The following is an 18,491-nucleotide window of genomic DNA, read 5'->3' as shown; positions in this document are numbered from 1 at the left end:
GGGGCGGGCGGCCGCGGGGGGTCACTCGCCGGTGTGCGTCTTGGCCGCCTTGAGGGCCTCGAGGAGGTGCTCCTCCTGCTCCGCGCTGAGCGAGGTCTGCAGGATCTCGCCGCCGTACTGGCCGAGCGCGGGCACCACCTTGTCGGCGGTGGCGGAGCGGACGAGCATGAAGACGGCGGCGGAGCCGGGCTCCATCTTCTGCCCGACCTGGCGCATGAACTTGTCGTCCACGCCGGTGTCGGTGGCGGCGCCGACGGCCGCGCCGGTGGCACCGCCGACCGCCGCGCCGAGGAACGGCATGAAGAAGAGCAGGCCGATGACGCCGCCCCACAGGGCGCCGGAGGCCGCGCCGATGCCGGTGGTGTTCACCGCCTGGTGCAGCTTGACCTTGCCGTCCGCGCGGTGCTCGACGACGACGATGTCCTCCAGGTCGATCAGCTTCTGCTTCTGCAGACCGATGGCGGTGTCGCGGACCTGCTGCGCGGTGGCCACGTCGGGGTAGGCGATCGCGAAGAGATTGCTCACGCGCGGGGTTCCTTCCGAGTCGTCGAGCGTGCGGACCCGGTGCCGCACCGCTGCTGGTGGTCCGCAGCCTAACGAGGATTTGCCATATTTATATGGGATCGTGGCGGTGTGTCCGATATTCGGCCGCGGATCGGCCGGCCCCGGTCAGTCCGCCCGGCGGGCCGCCAGTGCCGAGGCCCCGGCCACCGCGGCCACCGCCAGCACCGCGGCGGCGGCGAGCGCCGGAAGCACGGTCGCCGACAGGTCGACCTCCCCGTGCTCGGCCCCGCGGACGAGCTCCCGGACCACCACATGGGCCGGCGCCCAGGGCGCCAGCAGCACCAGCACCACCGCCCCCACCGCGGCGACGATCCCGTACGGCCCGGTCGGCAGCACCGGACGGTTGCACAGGGCGCCCACCGCCAGCCCCAGCAGCAGGCACACCGCCGTGGCGGCGAGACCCGCGGCCAGCGCCGGGCCGGCACCCGCCTTCGACTGCCCGCCGGTGGCCAGGACGGCCGCCGTCCCGGCCGCACCCAGAACGGCGCCGACCGCGAGCGCCGCCAGCAGCGCGGCCCGGTGCACCCGCCGGGCGCCGGCCGCGGCGACCAGGCAGGCCCGGGAGGCCGACGGTTCCGCGGTCACCGCGCAGCGCACCAGCCACGCGGTGACCGGCAGCAGCATTCCCGCGCTCCAGGCGTGTCCGGCGAGCGGCTCGTCTCCCCCGGACAGGCCGAGGACCATCAGCAGCCCGTAGCCGAGCGCCGGCGGCACCCAGCGGTGCGAGCGCAGCAGCAGCTCCAGGTGGTAGCGGACCAGGGCGGTCACCGGGCCTCCTCCGGGACGGGCGGCACGTGCTCCGCGGCCTTCTCCTCCGCCGTCCCCGCGGCCCCGCTCCCGGCCTCCCGGACGGCCCCCTCGACGGCGGCGAGGCTGCGCACGTGCAGCCCGCGGCCGCCGGCCAGCAGGGCGCGCAGCAGCGCGTCGGAGTGGGCGGCGGACACCTCCAGCCGCGTCCCGCCGTCGGCGAGCGCGGTGCGGCGCGGCGACCCGGGCAGGTGCCCGGGCAGCGGCAGCGGGCTCTCCACCTCGATCCGCACGGCCGGCCCGCCGGCCCCGGCGTCCGCCACCGGGAGCAGCCCGGCACCGGCCACCTCGTACGCGGCGGTGGTGAGTCCGGCCAGCCGGCCGGGGTCGTGGTCGACGAAGAGCACCCGGCCGCCGCGGGCGGCGCGGTCGGCCGCGGCGTCGTCGAGCAGGGCACGGGCGGCCGGGTCGAGGCCCGTCCAGGCCTCGTCGAGGACCAGCAGGTCGGCGTCGGCGAGCAGGGCCTGGGCGACGGCGACCTTCTGGCAGGTGCCCTTGGACAGTTCGGCGAGCGGGGTGCGGGCACGGTCGGCGATCCCGAAGACGTCCAGCCAGTGCTCGGCCCGGCGGGCGGCCTCGGCGGCGTCGACACCGCGGATGCGTCCGGCGTGCCGCAGGTAGTCGCGGGCGTCGAAAGGCAGTGCGGGTGGGAAGCGTTCGGGGACGTACGCCCGGGACGGCGGCAGGACGGCCGCACCTTCGGTGGGCTGCTCGACCCCGGCGGCGATCCGCAGCAGCGTGGACTTGCCGCTGCCGTTCGGGCCGCCGATCCGCACCAGCTCACCCGGCCCGACGGCGAGCGCCACCCCGCGCAGGATCCACGGCCCGCGCCGCCCGTACCTCCGGCCCACCCCGTCGAGTCGCATGCGCCCCCCTCTCACGCGAAAGCCTAAACGTGCCGGACGGGGCGGGACAGGGCGCCCCGATCCGCACAATCCCCTTGGTTCGCACAGGCCCTGCACATTGGGTGAAGCGAACTGATGATCCATAGGATGCGCGCGTGACGACCATCAGACGACGAACGGCGACCCGCGCGGCGGGGCTGCTGTCAGCACTGGCGATATCCGCCGGCATGCTGCTCGGCACCCTCCCGGCACACGCCGACGAACCCAGCGGCTCCGCAGCCGCCAGCACCGAGGCGCCCAAGGTCGACCTCGTCCTCGACGTCAGCGGCTCCATGCGCGCCACCGACATCCAGGGCAAGAGCCGAATGTCGGTCGCCCAGCAGTCCATCAGCGAGGTCATCGACGCGCTGCCCGCGGAGACCGAGTTCGGCATCCGCACCCTCGGCGCGACCTACCCCGGCAACGACAAGGCCGAGGGCTGCAAGGACACCAAGCAGCTCTACCCGGTCGGGAAGACGAACAAGGTGGAGGCCAAGACGGCGGTCGCCACCCTGCGTCCGACCGGCTGGACCCCGATCGGCCTGGCGCTGCGCGGCGCCGCCCAGGACCTCGGCGACGGCCCGACCACCCGCCGGGTGGTGCTGATCACCGACGGCGAGGACTCCTGCGCCCCGCCGGACCCGTGCGAGGTGGCCCGCGAACTGGCCTCCCGGGGCATCAACCTGGTCGTCGACACGCTCGGCCTGGCCCACGACGACAAGACCCGCCAGCAGCTGCTGTGCATCGCCAACGCGACCGGCGGCACCTACACCGACGTGCGGACGAAGGAGCAGCTCACCGAGAAGGTGAAGCAGCTGGTCAACCGCGCGGGCGAGACCTATCGGGTGGCGCCCACCAAGGTGGCCGGCGCCGACGCCTGCCCCGACGCCCCGCTGCTGCGCCCCGGCGTCTACAGCGACCGGGAGAAGTTCTCCGAGCACCGGGTCTACCGGGTGCCGGTGAAGCCGGGCGAGGAGCTGCGCGCCTCGGTGAGCGTCACCCCGGACCGCGCGGTCGCCCGCGACTACGGGGTGCTGCTGCTCGCCACCGACACCGGCGGCCAGGAGCTCGTCCGCGGCACCGACGCGGGCAGCGGCCGCACCGATGTCGCCTCGACGGGTGTCCGCTGGTCGGCGCCCGCCCAGGACGAGGACGAGAAGCCCTCCTCCTTGCCCTCCGGCAAGGGGGCCGCGGAGCACGTGGTCTGCCTGGTCGTCAGCAACTCCTTCGCCGCGCAGGCGGGCGTGCAGGCCGAGCCCGGTCTGCCGCTGGAGCTGACCGTGGACGTCGCCAAGGCCTCCCCGGCACCGGACGGCCCGGCCATGGGCCTCGGCCGCGGCTGGATCCTGCTGCTGGTGCTGACCCTGGCGGGCCTGCTCGCCGGCCTGGTCTTCGGCTGGCTGGCGCGCTGGCGGATCGCTGTCTGGCGGGAGAACTGACGATGCGTGCTTCGACGATGCGTTCCCTGACGGTGCGTTCCGCGCTCGTCCGTACCGCGGCCGCGCTGCCGCTGGGCCTCGCCGCCCTGCTGGCGGCCGCCCCCTCCGGCGCGGCGGCCTCTCCGTCGCCGTCGCCGTCGGGCTCCGCGGGCAGCGCCCCGGTGACCACGGCCGGTACGACCTTCCTCACCGCGACCCCGCTGCCCGCCGGGCGGGCGGCCTCGGTGTCCGCCTCGACCGGTGACTACCTGTACTGGGCGTTCGCCGCGACCGAGGGCCAGACGAACACCGTGCACGTCACGGTGGCGCTGCCGCCGTCGGCGGACCGGCACGGGAAGCAGACCTGGTCGGTGGAGCTGTTCGACGGCCTGCGCCGCCGCCAGTCCTGCACGGCCGGGCCGCAGAACGCCACTGCGGACACCGGCACCCAGTCGGTCGCGATGAGCTGCACCCTGCGGCAGGTCCGTTCCTGGGCCGAGCCGTGGTCCGGCGACCCGCTGCCCGGCACGTACTACGTGCGGCTGTCGGTCGCGGACGTCCCGCAGCAGGACCTCGGCCTCGCCGCCCAGGTGCAACTGAACGTCACCGCCAAGGGCGGGGCGAACGACGCCCAGCCGGAGGGCGGCGAGCTGAAGGCGCCGCTGGTGCCTCCGGTCAACGCCGGCTCGACCGCGGCGCCGGGTGCGGCCGCCACGCCGAGCGCGGCGGCCTCGGCGTCCGCCCCGGCCTCGGCCGCGCCGGGCACCGCCAAGGTGGCCGCCCCGGCCGAAGCCGAGGAGCACTGGTACAGCGGTCTGTTCTCCGGCTGGAACACCCGCTGGTACTGGACCGTCGCCGGCGGCGCGCTGGCCGCACTGGCCGGCGTGTGGGGCTACACCCTGACCCGCCACCCGCGCGGCCGCCGGCCGGCCGGGCCGGCCCCGGTGCCTCCGCAGGCACCGGCACCGCAGCAGCCGCAGTACCGCAGCTGAGCCGTCCGGCACGGCTGCCCGAAGGGCCCGGCCGGGGCGACGTTCCGTCGCTCCGGCCGGGCCCTTTCGTGTTGGGCGGCCCCGGATCGTCCCGGGGCCGGCGTCCGCCGGGTCAGCCGACCGCGGCGGGCACGGGCCCGGCGTCCGGGGCGGGCTCCGGCTCGGCCGCCGGGGCGGGCGCGGACGGGCCGAGCGTGCGGACGGCGGCGACCAGCGGGGCGAGTTCCGGGCGGCGGCCGGCCGCGTCCAGCGCCTCGCGCAGGGCGTGGTCGTTGGTGGGCCGGGCCTGCTCCAGCAGATCGAGGCCGGCCCCGGTGACGTTGGTGTAGATGCCGCGGCGGTCGGTCGGGCAGAGGTACCGGGCCAGCAGGCCGCGGTCCTCCAGGCGGGTGACCAGCCGGGTGGTGGCGCTCTGGCTGAGGACGACGGCGTCCGCGAGCTGGGCCATCCGGAAGTGCCCGCCGTCGCCGTCGTGCTGCGCGCTGAGCACGTCGAGGACGGAGAACTCGCGCACGCTCAGGCCGTGCTCCGCCTGGAGGGCGCGCTCGATGTGCGCCTCGATCCGGCCGTGCAGGGCGGAGAGCGCGCACCAGCCGTGGGCCAGGCCCGGTTCGGGTCGCGTCATGGGGACCACTGTTCCCTTCGCTGCGGTGTCCCTCCAGGATAGACCGGTTCCGCAATATCCCGCGTTTGCAACTATCGGCGCCTGCAATTAATGTCGGAGCCCGTAAGCCCTGCACGCAACCATCGGAAGGCCCTCCATGCCTCTCGCACTCCTGGCGCTGGCCATCGGCGCCTTCGGCATCGGCACCACGGAATTCGTGATCATGGGGCTGCTGCCGCAGGTGGCCGGGGACTTCGGCGTCTCCGTCCCCACCGCCGGCCTGCTCACCACCGGCTACGCCCTCGGCGTCGTGGTCGGCGCCCCGCTGCTCGCCGTCCTCGGCACCCGGATCACCCGCAAGCGGATGCTGATGCTGCTGATGGGGCTGTTCATCGCCGGCAACCTGCTGACCGCCCTCGCCCCCGCGTTCGGCCTGGTCCTCGCCGGGCGGATCACCGCCTCGCTCGCCCACGGCGCGTTCTTCGGCATCGGTTCGATCGTCGCGGCCGACCTGGTGGCGCCGCAGCGCAAGGCCGGCGCGATCGCCATGATGTTCACCGGCCTGACGGTGGCCAACGTGATCGGCGTCCCGCTCGGCACCCTGGTCGGCCAGCAGATCGGCTGGCGGGTCACCTTCCTGCTGGTCGCCGCGCTCGGCGTGGCCGGACTGGCCGGCATCGCCGCGCTCGTCCCGGCCGACCACCGCTCCGGCTCCGGCTCGGGCAGCGGCGGCGGGCTGCGGCGCGAGCTGGCCGCCTTCCGCAACGTCCAGGTCGTACTGGCCATGCTGATGACCGTGCTCGGCTTCGGCGGTGTCTTCGCCGCGATCACCTACATCGCGCCGATGATGACCGAGGCCGCCGGCTACGCGGAGTCCTCCGTCACCTGGCTGCTCGTCCTCTTCGGGCTCGGGATGGTGGCCGGCAACCTGGTCGGCGGCCGGTACGCGGACCGGCGGCTGATGCCGATGCTGTTCACCACGCTCGGCGCACTCGCCGTCGTCCTGGCGCTGTTCTCCTTCACCGCCCACGACAAGGTGCTGGCCGCCGTCACCGTGCCGCTGATCGGGGCGCTCGGCTTCGCCACCGTCCCGCCGCTGCAGAAGCGCGTCCTCGACCAGACCGGCGACGCCCCGACCCTCGCCTCCGCCGTGAACATCGGCGCCTTCAACCTCGGCAACGCCCTCGCCGCCTGGCTCGGCGGCGCCGTCCTGACGGCCGGCCTCGGTGCCACCGCCCCCAACTGGGTCGGCGCCCTGATGGCCGCCGCCGCCCTCGCCCTGGCCCTCCTCTCGGCCGCGCTGGAGCGCCGACCGGCCCGTGGAACCGCTGCCGCCGTCCCCACCCCGGCCTCCGCCCCCGCCTCTGCCCAGCAGCGCGTCCCCGTCAGCCACTGACCGACCCGCCCGCACCGACCACCCGCACAACCGACCAGCATCACCGGAGCACCTCATGAGCCCCCTCACCACCGCCGACGCCGACCTCCTGATCTCCGCCGCCCACCGTGCCGCCGAAACGCAGGGCGTCCGGATCTCCGCGACCGTCCTGGACGCCGGAGGCCACCTGCTGGCCTTCCGCCGCGACGACCGGGCCGTCCTGATCGCCGGCGAGACCAGCACCCGCAAGGCCTACACGGCACTGCAGCTGGACACGCCCACGGCCGACCTGGTCGACGCCGTCAAGCCGGGCGCCCCCTTCCACACCCTGCCGACCGCCCTCGACCGGCCGCTGCTGTTCATCGCCGGCGGCATCCCGCTGCACCGCGACGGCCGACTGGTCGGTGCGCTAGGCATCGGCGGCGGCGCACCCGGGCAGGACCACGGCTTCGCCGTCTCGGCCGCGGCCGAGGCCCGGCTCGCCTGACCCTCCCTCAGGGGTGCCGCCGTTCGACGGCGGCACCCCTGAGGCGTGCGCGGCCGGATGTTCGGTCCCCTCGGCAACACTGCCGGGGCTCGCCCGCCGAGGACCGTTCGGCAGCCGGCGTCCGGTGACACCGGGCCAGCGGTCTGGACCAGTTGACTTCGAGTGCACTCCAGCGTCCAAACTGCTGCCCGCGGAACGCAGTTGGCGGCCCGCGGAAGGAGACGGCATGCAGTACCGCACGATCGGCACCGACCCGAGGACCAACCGCGAGGTCAGTGTGCTCAGCCTCGGGGCCATGCTGATGGGAACGCTGACCGACGAGGCCACCTCGTTCGCCGTACTGGACCGCTACGTCAAGGCCGGCGGCACCTTCATCGACACCGCCAACAACTACGCCTACTGGATCGACGACAGTCAGGGCGGCACGAGCGAGGAACTCATCGGCCGCTGGCGCCGCAGCCGGGGCATCACCGACGAGGTGGTGATCGCCACCAAGCTCGGCGCCCGGCCGCTCGCCCCCGGCACCGGTTACGTGGAGAACGGCGAGGGCCTGTCGGCCGGGACGATCCGGGAGCAGTCCGAGCGGAGTCGGCAGCGGCTAGGCGTCGAGAAGCTCGACCTGCTGTACGCGCACGTCGAGGACGCCGGGGTGCCGTTGGCCGAGACGGTCGGGGCCTTCGGCGCACTGGTGAACGAGGGGGCCGTGGGCCTGCTGGGCGTCAGCAACCACTGGACCTGGCGGGTCGAACGGGCCCGCAACCTCGCGGCGGCGGCCGGAGTGCCCGGGTACGAAGTGCTCCAGTACAGCCACAGCTACTTCCGCCGCCGGGCCGACCTGCCGGGCGCGCTCACCACCGACGGCGACCCGGGCGCGGTCGCGGGCGACCTGCTCGGCTACGTCCGGGAGAACCCCTCGCTCGCGCTGGTGGCGTACTCGCCGCTGCTCGGCGGCGGCTACGTCCGGGCGGACAAGCCGCTCGGCCCGGCCTTCGACCACGCGGGCACCCGCGCCCGGCGGGCCGTGCTGACCGAGGTGGCGGCCGAGACCGGAGCCGCCGCCAACCAGGTGGTGCTGGCCTGGCTGATCGGCGGCGAGATCCCGGTCGTCCCGCTGGTCGGCGCCTCCTCGGTGGCCCAGCTGGACGAGAGCCTGGCCGCCGTCGACCTCACCCTGACAGCCGACCAGCGGGCCCGGCTCGACGACGCCCACTGACCGCCCCGCCGCCCCCGGGGAAGCCCGGCCGGCACATCGCCGCCGAAGCGCCAGCGCTCCCGGGGCAGTTGCCGTGCTTCCCTGCCGTACGAACGCTCAAAGGCCCTTCCGGGCAATCCCGGAAGGGCCTTTGACATTGGGTGGAGCTGAGGGGATTCGAACCCCTGACCCCCTCGATGCGAACGAGGTGCGCTACCGGACTGCGCCACAGCCCCAACGAGAAAGAACTCTATCACCTCTGCGGACCGGCTCGTGACCAGCGCCGCGAGGCGCGGCGCCCCGCCGTCCGCAGGGGCGGAGGCGGGGCGCCGGGGTCATTCGTTGGCGGCTCGGGCCCTCGGAGCGCAGTCCGCCTCCGGCGGGGGTGCGGCCGCCTCGGCGTACTGGTCGAACAGCGGGGTGCGCCGGGCCTCGGCCGGGCGGCCGGAGTCGCGGACCCCGGGTGCGGCGAGGTCGAGGCCGCGGGTGACCCGGGGGGCGACCGGCGCGGTGACGTAGGTCGGCAGCGGGACGGGCACCGGCTTCCAGGAGTCGGCGCCGGCCGGGCCGCGCTCCCGCATGCCGTCGACCCACTCCTCGTGGTCGGTGGCCTCGGCGACGGCGGTGGCCGGCGAGGCGGCGGGCGTGCCGTGCACCGGGGCGTCGCCGGCCAGCCGCAGGTGCGGGCGGCCGGGCCCGTCGGCGGCGTGCGCCGCCTCGTGCACCGCGGCCGGGCGGGCCGGCTCCGGCTCGGCAACGGGCTCCGGCTCGCGCTCCCGCTCGCGGGCGCGCAGCCGTTCGGCGGCCTGGGCGGCGCGGACGCGGTCCAGCTTCACCTCGTAGCGCTGGCGCTCCAGGCGGCGGAGGTGGCCGATGTAGAGGGTGAGCAGGACGGCGGGCAGTGCGGGCACCCAGATGAAGGCGATGCCGGCGACGGCCGCGACCACTGCGCCCAGGGCGAAGGCCAGGAAGAGCGCGGTGACCATGCGGCGGCGGCGGGCGAGCAGCTGGGCGCGGCGCTCCGGGGCGTGGCGGTGCACGGGGCGGTCGGCGTGCGCCTCGACGCCCGTGACCTGCACCTCCGGCGGGCGCGGACCGTCGGCGGCCTGCGGCTCCACCGGACGGGAGGCGGTGGGACCGTCCGACGGCCCGTCGGACGCCTCCGGCACCCCGGACGGTTCGGACATGCCGGAGGCCGGCGCGTCGTCGGCACCGGTGGTGCCGTCCGCGCCGGTCCCGCCGTCGGCGGAGTCGTCGGAGAGGGACCTCGATGCACGCCGCTCCAGCGCCGACCGGCCGGCCAGCAGGCGGATCGCGGTACTGAAGCGTTCCGTCGGACGCGACTCGTTGAGCTCGTCCTGCCTGCGGAGCCACATCGGCACCAGATAGGCGGCCCAGGCTCCCACGATGACCGCGTAGATAAGGCCGCTACTGCTCACGATTCACACGGTACGGGGGCATGCTGAGGCCTGGCAGCAATTTGGCGCGGCGTGTCGTGTGATCAAGCTGATTCTCCGACTATTTTGCCGGTGTTTGCCACCACTCGACCCGCGGCCCGATGCCATATCGATATCTATTTCGAACAAATATTCAATTAGTTCTCGGAGGTGCACTCCTGACGGAACGCCAGCGCGCCAGCATGCCCTCCGGCACCTCCTCCGCGGTCAGCGCGTACACCAGGTGGTCGCGCCAGTCGCCGTCGATGTGGAGATAGCGGGGGCGCATTCCCTCCTCGCGGAAGCCGAGTTTCTCGACGACCCGGCGGCTCGGCCGGTTCTCCGGCCGAATGCACACCTCGATGCGGTGCAGTCCGAGCGTGCGGAAACAGTGGTCGACGGCGAGGGCGACGGCGGTCGGCATGATGCCGTGGCCGGCGACCTCCTCGTCGATCCAGTAGCCGACGTTGGCGGAGCACATCGAGCCCCAGGTGATGCCGCCGACGGTGAGCTGGCCGACCAGTCGGCCCCGGAACAGCACCACAAAGGGCAGCATCCGCCCCGCCGAGGCCTCGCCCCGCAGGTAGCGGACCATCTGCCGGTAGCTCGGCCGGGCGACCCCGCCGCGGCCGGCCGGTGGCGGGGGCACGGTCGCCTCCCAGCGCCGCAGCCAGTCCCGGTTGCGGCGGCTGACCTCCTGCCAGGCCCGCTGGTCGCGGGCCCGGATCGGGCGCAGCACCACGTCGCCCTCGGTCAGCTCGACCGGCCAGCCGGCGCTCAGCTCTCGCTCCGCGCGGTGGCGTCGGGCCGCGGGTGGTCGCCGCCGCGGAGCTGGTCGACGGCGTGCGCGAGGAGCGGCTCCAGGACGGCCAGGCCGTCCCTGACGCCGCCGGTGGAGCCCGGGAGGTTGACGATCAGGGTCCGTCCGGCGAGGCCGGCGAGGCCGCGGGAGAGCGCCGCGGTGGGCACCTTGTCCCGGCCCCGGGCGCGGATCGCCTCGGCGATGCCGGGGATCTGCCGGTCGATCACCCGGGCGGTCGCCTCCGGGGTGAGGTCCATCGGGGAGATGCCGGTGCCGCCGGTGGTGAGGACGACGTCGTAGCCGGCCGCGACGGCCTCGCGGAGCGCCGCCTCGACGGGGTCGCCGTCCGGCACCACGCGCGGGCCGTCGGCGGTGAAGCCCATCCGGCGCAGCCCCTCGACGAGCAGCGGGCCGCCCTTGTCCTCGTACACGCCGGCCGAGGCGCGGTTGGAGACGGTGACGGCGAGCGCGCGCCCGGCGGGGGCGGTCACCGGGCGTCCTCGCGGGCCCAGTCGCCGCTCTTGCCGCCGGTCTTGGTGAGCACCCGGACGTCCTGGATCGCGGCGGCCTTGTCGACCGCCTTGACCATGTCGATGACGGTCAGTCCGGCGACGGCGACGGCGGTGAGCGCCTCCATCTCGACGCCGGTGCGGTCGGCGGTCCGCACCGTGGCGGTGATCTCGACGGCGTCGTCGGTGACGGCCAGGTCCACCGTGACGCCGGAGATGGCGATCGGGTGGCAGAGCGGGATCAGCTCCGGGGTCTTCTTGGCGCCCATGATCCCGGCGATCCGGGCGACGGCGAGGGCGTCCCCCTTGGGCACGCCCTCGCCGCGGAGCAGTTCGACCACCTTGGGGGCGACGGTGACCCGTCCGGCGGCGACCGCGGTGCGGACGGTGGTGGCCTTCTCGGAGACGTCGACCATGCGGGCGGCGCCGGTGTCGTCGACGTGCGTGAGGCGGTCGCCGGGTGGTGTCTCGGTCACGGGGTGCTCCAGTGGCGCGGGTCGAATACCGCGCTACCGTACAACCCCTGCGGCGTCAGTCCGTGAGAAGGACCACGTCCACGCCGCTGCCGGCCGGCAGGACGGTGGTGTCCTCGGGGACGGTGATCAGGCAGTCGGCCAGCGCGAGGGCGCCGACCAGGTGCGATCCCGCGCCGCCGACCGGGGTGACGGTGCCGTCCGCGCCGTACCGGCCGCGCAGGAACTGCCGCCGCCCGGCGGGTGACGCGAGGTCCGCGGTGCAGACCGCCCGGACGACGGTGCGGTGCACGTCGGGGGCGCCGAGCATGGTGCGGATCAGCGGCCGGACGAACAGCTCGAAGGAGATGTAGGCGCTGACCGGGTTACCGGGCAGGGCGAGCAGCGGGACGCCGTCCTTGCCGATCCGGCCGAAGCCCTGCGGCTTGCCGGGCTGCATGCGCAGCCGCCGGAAGTCGACGCCGCCGAGGTCCTCCCCGCCGTGCAGCGGCTGCAGGGCCTCCTTGACCACGTCGTACGCGCCGACGCTGACGCCGCCGCTGGTGACGATCAGGTCGGCGCGGCCGAACTGCTCCTGGAGCACCCGGCGGAGCACGGCCGGGTCGTCGGGGACGCCGCCGATCCGGGTCACCTCGGCACCGGCGGCGCGGGCGGCCGCGGTGAGGGTGAAGCTGTTGGAGTCGGAGATCCGGCCGGGGCCGATCGACTCGCCGGGCTGGACGAGTTCGCTGCCGGTGGAGAGCACGGCGACGCGCGGGCGGGGGTGGACGGCGGCGGTGCCGCGGCCGATCGCGGCGAGCAGGCCGACCTGGGTGGGGCCGAGCAGGGTGCCGGCGGTGAGCACGGTGGTACCGGCGGAGATGTCGCTGCCGCGGCGCCGGATGTGGGCGCCGGGGGCGACCGGGCGGAGCAGTTCGACCCGCTCGTCGGCGACGGGCGCGGTCATGGCGTCGGCCGGGGTGCCGGTGCCGGTGCCGCCGTCGGTCCACTCGACCGGGGCGACCGCGTCGGCCCCGGGCGGCACGGGCGCACCGGTCATGATGCGGGCCGCCCGGCCCGGGCCGACCTCGGGGAGCTCGCCGGCGCCGGCCGCGATGTCGCCGACCACGGCGAGCACGGCCGGGGCGCCGTCGGAGGCGCGCACGGCGTAGCCGTCCATCGAGCTGTTGTCGAAGGGCGGCAGGTCGACGGCGGCGGTGACGTCGGCGGCGAGCCGGCAGCCCTGGGCGTCGAGCAGGTCGAGCTCGACGGGCGGCAGGGGTGCGATCCCGGTGAGGACGTCGGCGAGGTGCTCGTCGACGCTCCACGTCCTGGGCGGTGCCGGGGCCCCGGCGTCCTCGCAGCAGGGGTCGTTGCTGCCGTGCGCGGGGCCCGCGGTCATCGCCTCACTCGCTTCCTGGTGGGTCAGCCGTTCATCTCGGTGGCGACGAACTGCCGGAGGAAGTCCCGGAACTCGGGGCCGAGGTCCTCGCGCTCGCACGCCAGTCGGACGATAGCGCGAAGGTAGTCGGCGCGGTCGCCGGTGTCGTAGCGGCGGCCCTTGAAGAGCACGCCGTGGACGGGGCCGCCGTCGGCCTCGCCGCGGCCGGCCAGCTCGCGCAGCGCGTCGGTCAGCTGGATCTCGCCGCCGCGGCCGGGCGGGGTCTTGCTGAGCACCTCGAAGACCGTGGGGTCGAGGATGTAGCGGCCGATCACCGCGTAGTTGGACGGGGCGTCCGCGGTGTCGGGCTTCTCGACCAGGTCGGTGATCCGGAAGACGTCGTCGCCGAGGCCGTTCGGCTTGACGGCGGCGCAGCCGTAGAGGTGGATCTGCGAGGGGTCGACCTCCATGAGGGCGACGACGGAGCCGCCGAGCTCCTGCTGGACCTCGATCATGCGGGAGAGCAGCGGGTCGCGCGGGTCGATCAGGTCGTCGCCGAGGAGGACGGCGAAGGGCTGGCCGGCGACGTGCTGCTCGGCGACGAGGACGGCGTGGCCGAGGCCCTTGGGGTCGCCCTGGCGGACGTAGTGCATGTTGGCGAGCTGGACGGACTCCTGGACGCGGCGGAGCCGGTCGTGGTCGCCCTTGCGGGCGAGCAGCTCCTCGAGCTCGTAGGCGCGGTCGAAGTGGTCCTCCAGGGCCCGCTTGTTGCGGCCCGTCACCATCAGTATGTCGGACAGGCCGGCTGCCGCGGCCTCCTCGACGACGTACTGGATCGCCGGCTTGTCGACGACCGGCAGCATCTCCTTGGGTGTCGCCTTGGTCGCGGGCAGGAAGCGGGTCCCCAGGCCGGCAGCGGGCACGACGGCCTTGGTGACTGGGGTGCGGGCGTGCGTCTTCGTCATGCGTCGACCTTACTGAGGCGTTTCGGTGCCCTCTGAGAGCGAGGTGAGTCGGGTCTTAAACCCCGTCCCGAGCAGCGGCCGTGGCGGCAGCGGCCGCAGCGGTGCGGGCCTGGCCGACGGAGGTGAAGGTGGCCTCCTCGCCGGCACAAGCGGACACACTACCCGGGATTTCCGCGGCCCCTGCGAGTCCCTCCGCCCTCCTCCTGGACCACGCGGCGGCGGCCGGGGCCGCGGGCACCGCCGGCACGCTCTCGACCGGGGCGCCGCGCCAGCAGTCGCCGCCGGCCCGCCGGGCCTCGCCCAGGGCCCGGTCGGCGGCGCGCAGCAGCAGGGCGGCGTGCGAGCCGTCGCGGGGCAGGACGGCGATGCCGACGGAGGCGGTGAGGCCGTTCCCGCGGGCGGTCGCGGTTGCCGTGGCCGGATCTTCCGACCGGGCGCCGGCCCCGCGGGCGGAGCCGTTCGCGGACCAGTCCAGCAGCCGGTGCCGGCGGACCGTCCAGCAGAGCCGCTCGGCGACCTGGACGGCCCCCTCGGCGCCGGTGTCGGGCAGCAGCACCAGGAACTCCTCGCCGCCGTAGCGGCCGAGGGTGTCGGAGCGGCGGATCTCGACGGCGAGCCGCTGGGCGAGGTCGCGCAGCACGGCACCGGCCCGGCTGCGGCCGTGCTCGGCGACGACCGCGTCGAAGCCCGCGATCTCCAGCATCAGCAGGGCGAGCGGGCGGCGTTCGTCGGCGGCCTCGGCCCGGCGGGCGCGCTCGATCTCCTTGTCCAGGGTGATCTGCAGGTGGCGGTAGTTCCACACGCCGGTGAGCGGGTCGCAGGAGGCGGTGCGCTGGAGTTCGTCCCGCTCCCTGCGGAGCTCGGCGACCCGGCCCTGCAGGGCGGCCTCGCGCTCGGCGGCCGCGGCGGCGCTGCGGCGCAGGCGCAGGCCGAGCAGGCCGGCCCCGGCCAGGGCGGGGGCGCTCAGCCCGGCGAGGGCCTGGACCAGGAGCGGAGTGGACATGTGGGGCCTTCCGCATGTCAGGCTCTGGGCACCGATCGGTGCCGAGCTGTGGGGAACCCTTGACTGCCAATCCATTGCACAACGACAAGGCCGCTCTGAGGTCACGCCTGCTGGCAGGACGTCGTGAGCTGTCACCCACTCGGCGGGCATCGGCGGCGGAAGGGCTGGCCGCGCGGGCGGCCGGGCTGGCCGAGCCGGGGTGGACGGTGGCGGCGTACGTGTCGGTCGGCGGCGAGCCGGGCACCGGGCCGCTGCTGGACGCGCTGGCGGCCCGGGGGGTGCAGGTGCTGCTGCCGGTGCTGCTGCCCGACAACGACCTGGACTGGGCGCGGTACGAGGGGCGCCGGGCGCTGGCCCCGGCCTCCCGGGGGCTGCTGGAGCCGACCGGCCCGCGGCTGGGGCCGGACGCGGTGTGCGGGGCGCGGCTGGTGCTGCTGCCCGGTCTGGCGGTGGACCGCCGGGGCGTGCGGCTGGGCCGGGGCGGCGGCAGCTACGACCGGGTGCTGGCCCGGCTGGCGGCGGCCGGGGCGCGGCCGCTGCTGGCGACGCTGCTGTACGAGGAGGAGCTGCTGGAGCAGGTGCCGGGCGAGGAGCACGACCTGCCGGTGGACGCGGTGGTGACGCCGTCCGGCGTGCACCGCTTCCGCGGGGGCGCCGGCTGAGCGGCGCCCCCGCGGTGGGTCAGCCGCTGGTGAGCGTCATGGTGTGCTCGGTGGCCTTGGTGACGGCGTCCGCGGAGTAGGCCCAGGGCAGCAGTTCACCCTTGGCCCACAGCTCGGTCTGGTCGTTGTAGTTGCTGTGGAAGGCGTGGCCGGAGGCGCCGCCGACGTTGATCCAGCGGGAGGCGTCGAAGTCGCTGAGGTCCACGACCATCCGCATCGAGGGGATCCAGTCGACCTGGTACCCGGCGGCGGCGTTCCAGCCGGCGGCGTTCACCGCGGCGCTGCCGCCGGAGAGGCGGTAGGGGCCGCGGTTGAGCAGCCGGTGCACGAAGCCGGAGGCGATCGAGGAGTCGTCGCTGCCGAGCGTGTTCTCCTTGAGCGTCAGGGTGTGCAGGCGGCCCCAGCTCCAGGTGGAGATGGACTTGCCGAGGTAGGCGGTGAGGTCCTGGCGGGCGTTCTTCATCGCCTGGGCGAGCAGGTTGTTCAGGCCGTGCTGCGGCAGGTGGTCGGAGTCGATGTAGTTCCACCACTTGCTGTCGGGCTGCGCGAGCTGGGTCCGCACGACCTCCGTCCAGCGGTCGCCGCCGTCCGGCTGGGCCTGGTCGGGCTTGCGGGTGCCGCACTCGGTGACGGGCTTCACCTCGCCGTTGACCGCGTCGTCGGGCAGCGTCGAGTTGGACTTCTGACGGACCAGCAGGCAGTCGCCCTCGGCGCGCAGCGAGGCCGGGAGCTTCTGGCCGAAGGCGAGGGTGAGCAGGGCCCGCCAGACGCCGTTGTAGTAGGCGGCGGCCGCCGAGTCGGCGTCCTGGTGGTAGTTCCAGTCCTTGAGCAGGTCCTGGGCCTCGCGGACGTACGGGTCGCTGATCTTCACCTTGAGCAGCAGCGGGACGAGGGTCCTGGCCATCACGCTGGTGTTGTCCAGCTGCATGGCCTGCATGTCGTCCGGGGAGATCTTGCCGCCGTTCTTGAGCTTGCCCTCGATCTGGTCGGTGACCTCCTTGGCGCGGGTGCCGTACTCCCAGTCGGTGGTGAGGGTGTACGGGTAGCCGCTGCCGGCCACGGCCTGGTTGGCGGTGACGATGTAGCCGGCGGCCGGGTTGAGGCTGTAGGGCAGCGACTTGAAGGGGATCGGCTCCTTCTTCCAGTCGTAGGCCGAGTCCCAGCCCGGGGCGGGGTAGCGGCCGTCGCCCTTGCCGCGGACGGGGATGACGCCCGGGGTCTGGTAGCCGATGTTGCCCTTGGTGTCGGCGTAGATCAGGTTCTGGGCGGGGACGGCGAAGTCGGCGGCGGCCTTCTGGAAGTCCTTCCAGTCGGCGGCGCGGTCGAGCTCGAAGACGGCGTCCATGGTCCTGCCCGGGGTGAGGGCCGTCCACTGGAGGGCGACGCCGTAGCCGCTGGCGCGGTCCGGGGCGGCGTTGCCGGCCGGGGCGTAGGTGCCGACCTTCTGCTGCTCGGAGGACTGGTCGGAGATCAGCGGGCCGTTGACCGTGGTGCGGACGGTGATGGTGCGGTCCTCGCCGCCGGCGACCTTGATGGTCTCCTTGCGGGTCTGGAACTTCACCTCCTTGCCGTCGCGCAGGTAGGTGTCCGGGCCGGTGACCTTCTCCAGGTAGAGGTCGGTGACGTCGGCGCCGAGGTTGGTGAAGCCCCAGGCGATGTCCTTGTTGTGGCCGATGACCACGCCGGGGGTGCCGGCGAAGGTGAAGCCGGCGACGTCGAAGCCGCACTTGGGGCCGACGGTGCGGCAGTGCAGGCCCATCTGGTACCAGACGGACGGCATGCCCGGGCCGAGGTGCGGGTCGTTGGCGAGCAGCGGCTTGCCGGTGGTGGTGTGGCTGCCGGAGACGACCCAGGAGTTGGAGCCGATGCCCTGGCCGTCCGGGCCGAGCAGCAGCGGCAGGGAGGCGCTCTTGTCGGCGATGCCCTTGAGCGCGGCCTGGGTGGCGGTGCGGCTCTGGGTGGTGCCGGCGGTGCTGTTGCCGCCGCTTCCGGCGGTGCCGGTGGTGCCCGTCGTGGTGGCGCCCGCGGAGGCGGTGTCGCCGGCCGGACGGTAGGTGCCGTCGGCGGCGAGGCTGCCGGCCTTGACGATGGTGCCGTTGCGGTCGAACGGGTACGCCGGGTAGAGCTGCTCGATCTCCTCCTGCTGGAAGTTCTGCGCCAGCAGCGAGCGGTCGACCTCCTCGGTGAGGTTGCCGGAGAGGTTCCAGGCCATCGCCTTCAGCCAGGCCACCGAGTCGACCGGGGTCCACTTCTCCGGCTTGTAGCCGCTGGTCACCGCGCCGAGCAAGGCGTACTCGAGGGAGGCGCCGGCCCCGCCGGGGTGCTCGGCGAGCCAGGCGTTCACGCCGTCCGCGTAGGCCTGCAGGTACTTCTTGGTCTCGGCGGACAGGACGGTGTCGTACTCCTGCTGCGCGACCTGGCGCCAGCCCATGGTGCGCAGGAAGGCGTCCTTCTCGACCTGGCCGGAACCGAACATTTCGGACAGCCGGCCGGCGGTGATGTGCCGTCGGACGTCCATCTCCCAGAAGCGGTCCTGGGCCTGCACGTAGCCCTGGGCGCGGAAGAGGTCCTCGGAGGTGTCCGCGTAGAGCTGCGGCACGCCCTTGTCGTCGCGCTTCACGTCGACCGGGGCGGCCATGCCGGAGACCCGGACGGTGCCGGTCAGCTCCGGGAAGGACGCCCGCACGGTGTGGACCGCCCAGTATCCGCCCCCGCCCAGCCCGGCGATCAGCACCACGGCCAGCACGATCACGATCAGACGGGCGCGCCGGAACTTCTTCGAGCGGGGCATCTGGGTCCTTGACTGGGGTCGTGGCGGCGGTGACAGCTCACCACATTAGGTCGGCTCAGGTGGCGGACGTGCACCGGGGACGCCCACGGTTGGAACAGAGGGGACGATACCCCGGCCGGGCGACCGGGAGGGAAGGCCGAGGGGCCTCATTCAAAGATCAAGTAAAA

18 protein-coding genes and 1 tRNA gene are annotated in these 18,491 nt (G+C 74.3%); 6 read left to right on the top strand and 13 right to left on the bottom strand.

Translation table 11 applies throughout. From position 1 onward, the window contains the following. Positions 1 to 21: 21 nt before the first annotated feature. The 3 genes from AB0M03_RS29915 to AB0M03_RS29905 all read right to left on the bottom strand — a co-directional run bounded on the left by AB0M03_RS29915 (position 22) and on the right by AB0M03_RS29905 (position 2,237). Positions 22 to 525 carry a DUF1269 domain-containing protein gene (locus AB0M03_RS29915; RefSeq protein WP_363496836.1) on the bottom strand — a complete coding sequence of 168 codons (504 nt, stop codon included), beginning with the start codon at positions 523 to 525 and terminating at the stop codon, positions 22 to 24. A 144-nt stretch (positions 526 to 669) separates the two neighbouring features. Continuing rightward, positions 670 to 1,332, bottom strand: coding sequence for an ABC transporter (locus tag AB0M03_RS29910; protein ID WP_363496834.1), 663 nt, complete (start codon positions 1,330 to 1,332; stop codon positions 670 to 672). Continuing rightward, the gene (locus AB0M03_RS29905; protein ID WP_363496831.1) at positions 1,329 to 2,237 is read right to left on the bottom strand and encodes an ATP-binding cassette domain-containing protein; all 909 of its coding nucleotides are present in this window, start codon (positions 2,235 to 2,237) and stop codon (positions 1,329 to 1,331) included. The genes AB0M03_RS29910 and AB0M03_RS29905 overlap by 4 nt, the downstream gene beginning before the upstream one ends. 134 nt (positions 2,238 to 2,371) lie before the next feature. On the opposite strand from AB0M03_RS29905, the gene AB0M03_RS29900 reads away from it, so the two are divergent. Then, on the top strand, positions 2,372 to 3,694 hold the full coding sequence (locus AB0M03_RS29900) for a VWA domain-containing protein (protein WP_363496828.1): 1,323 nt from the start codon (positions 2,372 to 2,374) through the stop codon (positions 3,692 to 3,694). A gap of 17 nt (positions 3,695 to 3,711) precedes the next feature. Continuing rightward, entirely contained in the window at positions 3,712 to 4,665 is a 954-nt protein-coding gene (locus AB0M03_RS29895) for a peptidase (RefSeq protein ID WP_363496826.1), read from the top strand. A 112-nt stretch (positions 4,666 to 4,777) separates the two neighbouring features. Here AB0M03_RS29895 and AB0M03_RS29890 read toward each other — a convergent pair whose 3' ends face one another. Next, positions 4,778 to 5,290 carry a MarR family transcriptional regulator gene (locus AB0M03_RS29890; RefSeq protein WP_363496823.1) on the bottom strand — a complete coding sequence of 171 codons (513 nt, stop codon included), beginning with the start codon at positions 5,288 to 5,290 and terminating at the stop codon, positions 4,778 to 4,780. A gap of 136 nt (positions 5,291 to 5,426) precedes the next feature. Here AB0M03_RS29890 and AB0M03_RS29885 point away from each other — a divergent pair, with 136 nt between their 5' ends. The 3 genes from AB0M03_RS29885 (at position 5,427) to AB0M03_RS29875 (ending at position 8,344) form a co-directional block, all read left to right on the top strand. Beyond that, positions 5,427 to 6,665 (top strand): MFS transporter, encoded by a 1,239-nt coding sequence (locus AB0M03_RS29885; protein ID WP_363496820.1) that lies wholly within the window; start codon positions 5,427 to 5,429, stop codon positions 6,663 to 6,665. Between the two features lie 55 nt (positions 6,666 to 6,720). Further along, entirely contained in the window at positions 6,721 to 7,131 is a 411-nt protein-coding gene (locus AB0M03_RS29880; protein WP_363496817.1) for a heme-binding protein, read from the top strand. 226 nt (positions 7,132 to 7,357) lie between these two features. After that, entirely contained in the window at positions 7,358 to 8,344 is a 987-nt protein-coding gene (locus AB0M03_RS29875) for an aldo/keto reductase (RefSeq protein ID WP_363496814.1), read from the top strand. Between the two features lie 141 nt (positions 8,345 to 8,485). Here the strand turns inward: AB0M03_RS29875 and AB0M03_RS29870 are convergent. The 8 genes from AB0M03_RS29870 to AB0M03_RS29835 all read right to left on the bottom strand — a co-directional run bounded on the left by AB0M03_RS29870 (position 8,486) and on the right by AB0M03_RS29835 (position 14,871). Beyond that, positions 8,486 to 8,559, bottom strand: a tRNA-Ala gene (locus tag AB0M03_RS29870). 99 nt (positions 8,560 to 8,658) lie between these two features. Beyond that, positions 8,659 to 9,762 (bottom strand): gephyrin-like molybdotransferase receptor GlpR, encoded by a 1,104-nt coding sequence (gene glpR, locus AB0M03_RS29865; protein WP_363496811.1) that lies wholly within the window; start codon positions 9,760 to 9,762, stop codon positions 8,659 to 8,661. 151 nt (positions 9,763 to 9,913) lie between these two features. After that, a complete protein-coding gene (locus AB0M03_RS29860; protein WP_363496899.1) occupies positions 9,914 to 10,540 on the bottom strand; it encodes a GNAT family protein in 627 nt (208 codons plus the stop codon). After that, positions 10,537 to 11,052, bottom strand: a complete 516-nt coding sequence (locus AB0M03_RS29855; RefSeq protein WP_363496808.1) for a MogA/MoaB family molybdenum cofactor biosynthesis protein — start codon at positions 11,050 to 11,052, stop codon at positions 10,537 to 10,539. The genes AB0M03_RS29860 and AB0M03_RS29855 overlap by 4 nt, the downstream gene beginning before the upstream one ends. Next, complete coding sequence (gene moaC / locus AB0M03_RS29850) at positions 11,049 to 11,486, bottom strand: cyclic pyranopterin monophosphate synthase MoaC (RefSeq protein WP_363496896.1); 438 nt, start codon at positions 11,484 to 11,486, stop codon at positions 11,049 to 11,051. The genes AB0M03_RS29855 and moaC overlap by 4 nt, the downstream gene beginning before the upstream one ends. 115 nt (positions 11,487 to 11,601) lie before the next feature. Further along, entirely contained in the window at positions 11,602 to 12,924 is a 1,323-nt protein-coding gene (glp, locus tag AB0M03_RS29845) for a gephyrin-like molybdotransferase Glp (protein ID WP_363496805.1), read from the bottom strand. Positions 12,925 to 12,947: 23 nt separating this feature from the next. Continuing rightward, positions 12,948 to 13,868, bottom strand: a complete 921-nt coding sequence (gene galU, locus AB0M03_RS29840; protein ID WP_363496802.1) for a UTP--glucose-1-phosphate uridylyltransferase GalU — start codon at positions 13,866 to 13,868, stop codon at positions 12,948 to 12,950. Between the two features lie 55 nt (positions 13,869 to 13,923). Beyond that, positions 13,924 to 14,871 carry a GGDEF domain-containing protein gene (locus AB0M03_RS29835; protein WP_363496799.1) on the bottom strand — a complete coding sequence of 316 codons (948 nt, stop codon included), beginning with the start codon at positions 14,869 to 14,871 and terminating at the stop codon, positions 13,924 to 13,926. 74 nt (positions 14,872 to 14,945) lie between these two features. Here AB0M03_RS29835 and AB0M03_RS29830 point away from each other — a divergent pair, with 74 nt between their 5' ends. Continuing rightward, positions 14,946 to 15,533 (top strand): 5-formyltetrahydrofolate cyclo-ligase, encoded by a 588-nt coding sequence (locus AB0M03_RS29830; protein ID WP_363496894.1) that lies wholly within the window; start codon positions 14,946 to 14,948, stop codon positions 15,531 to 15,533. Between the two features lie 19 nt (positions 15,534 to 15,552). On the opposite strand, the gene AB0M03_RS29825 is transcribed toward AB0M03_RS29830, so the two are convergent. Further along, on the bottom strand, positions 15,553 to 18,324 hold the full coding sequence (locus tag AB0M03_RS29825) for a penicillin acylase family protein (protein WP_363496796.1): 2,772 nt from the start codon (positions 18,322 to 18,324) through the stop codon (positions 15,553 to 15,555). Positions 18,325 to 18,491 lie beyond the last annotated feature (167 nt).

It is taken from the genome of Kitasatospora sp. NPDC051914 (assembly GCF_040680995.1).
In the GTDB taxonomy this organism is placed as follows: Bacteria; Actinomycetota; Actinomycetes; order Streptomycetales; family Streptomycetaceae; genus Kitasatospora.
This window is presented reverse-complemented; position numbering and strand designations above follow the sequence as displayed.

What these genes read in the sequence shown, in the direction of transcription:
- AB0M03_RS29895 (WP_363496826.1), top strand. Translation starts at nt 3,712, where the DNA reads ATGCGTTCCCTGACGGTGCGTTCCGCGCTCGTCCGTACCGCGGCCGCG.
- AB0M03_RS29880 (WP_363496817.1), top strand. Translation starts at nt 6,721, where the DNA reads ATGAGCCCCCTCACCACCGCCGACGCCGACCTCCTGATCTCCGCCGCC.
- AB0M03_RS29890 (WP_363496823.1), bottom strand. Translation starts at nt 5,290, where the DNA reads ATGACGCGACCCGAACCGGGCCTGGCCCACGGCTGGTGCGCGCTCTCC.
- moaC (WP_363496896.1), bottom strand. Translation starts at nt 11,486, where the DNA reads ATGGTCGACGTCTCCGAGAAGGCCACCACCGTCCGCACCGCGGTCGCC.
- glp (WP_363496805.1), bottom strand. Translation starts at nt 12,924, where the DNA reads ATGACCGCGGGCCCCGCGCACGGCAGCAACGACCCCTGCTGCGAGGAC.
- AB0M03_RS29905 (WP_363496831.1), bottom strand. Translation starts at nt 2,237, where the DNA reads ATGCGACTCGACGGGGTGGGCCGGAGGTACGGGCGGCGCGGGCCGTGG.
- AB0M03_RS29835 (WP_363496799.1), bottom strand. Translation starts at nt 14,871, where the DNA reads ATGTCCACTCCGCTCCTGGTCCAGGCCCTCGCCGGGCTGAGCGCCCCC.
- AB0M03_RS29825 (WP_363496796.1), bottom strand. Translation starts at nt 18,324, where the DNA reads ATGCCCCGCTCGAAGAAGTTCCGGCGCGCCCGTCTGATCGTGATCGTG.
- AB0M03_RS29885 (WP_363496820.1), top strand. Translation starts at nt 5,427, where the DNA reads ATGCCTCTCGCACTCCTGGCGCTGGCCATCGGCGCCTTCGGCATCGGC.
- galU (WP_363496802.1), bottom strand. Translation starts at nt 13,868, where the DNA reads ATGACGAAGACGCACGCCCGCACCCCAGTCACCAAGGCCGTCGTGCCC.
- AB0M03_RS29875 (WP_363496814.1), top strand. Translation starts at nt 7,358, where the DNA reads ATGCAGTACCGCACGATCGGCACCGACCCGAGGACCAACCGCGAGGTC.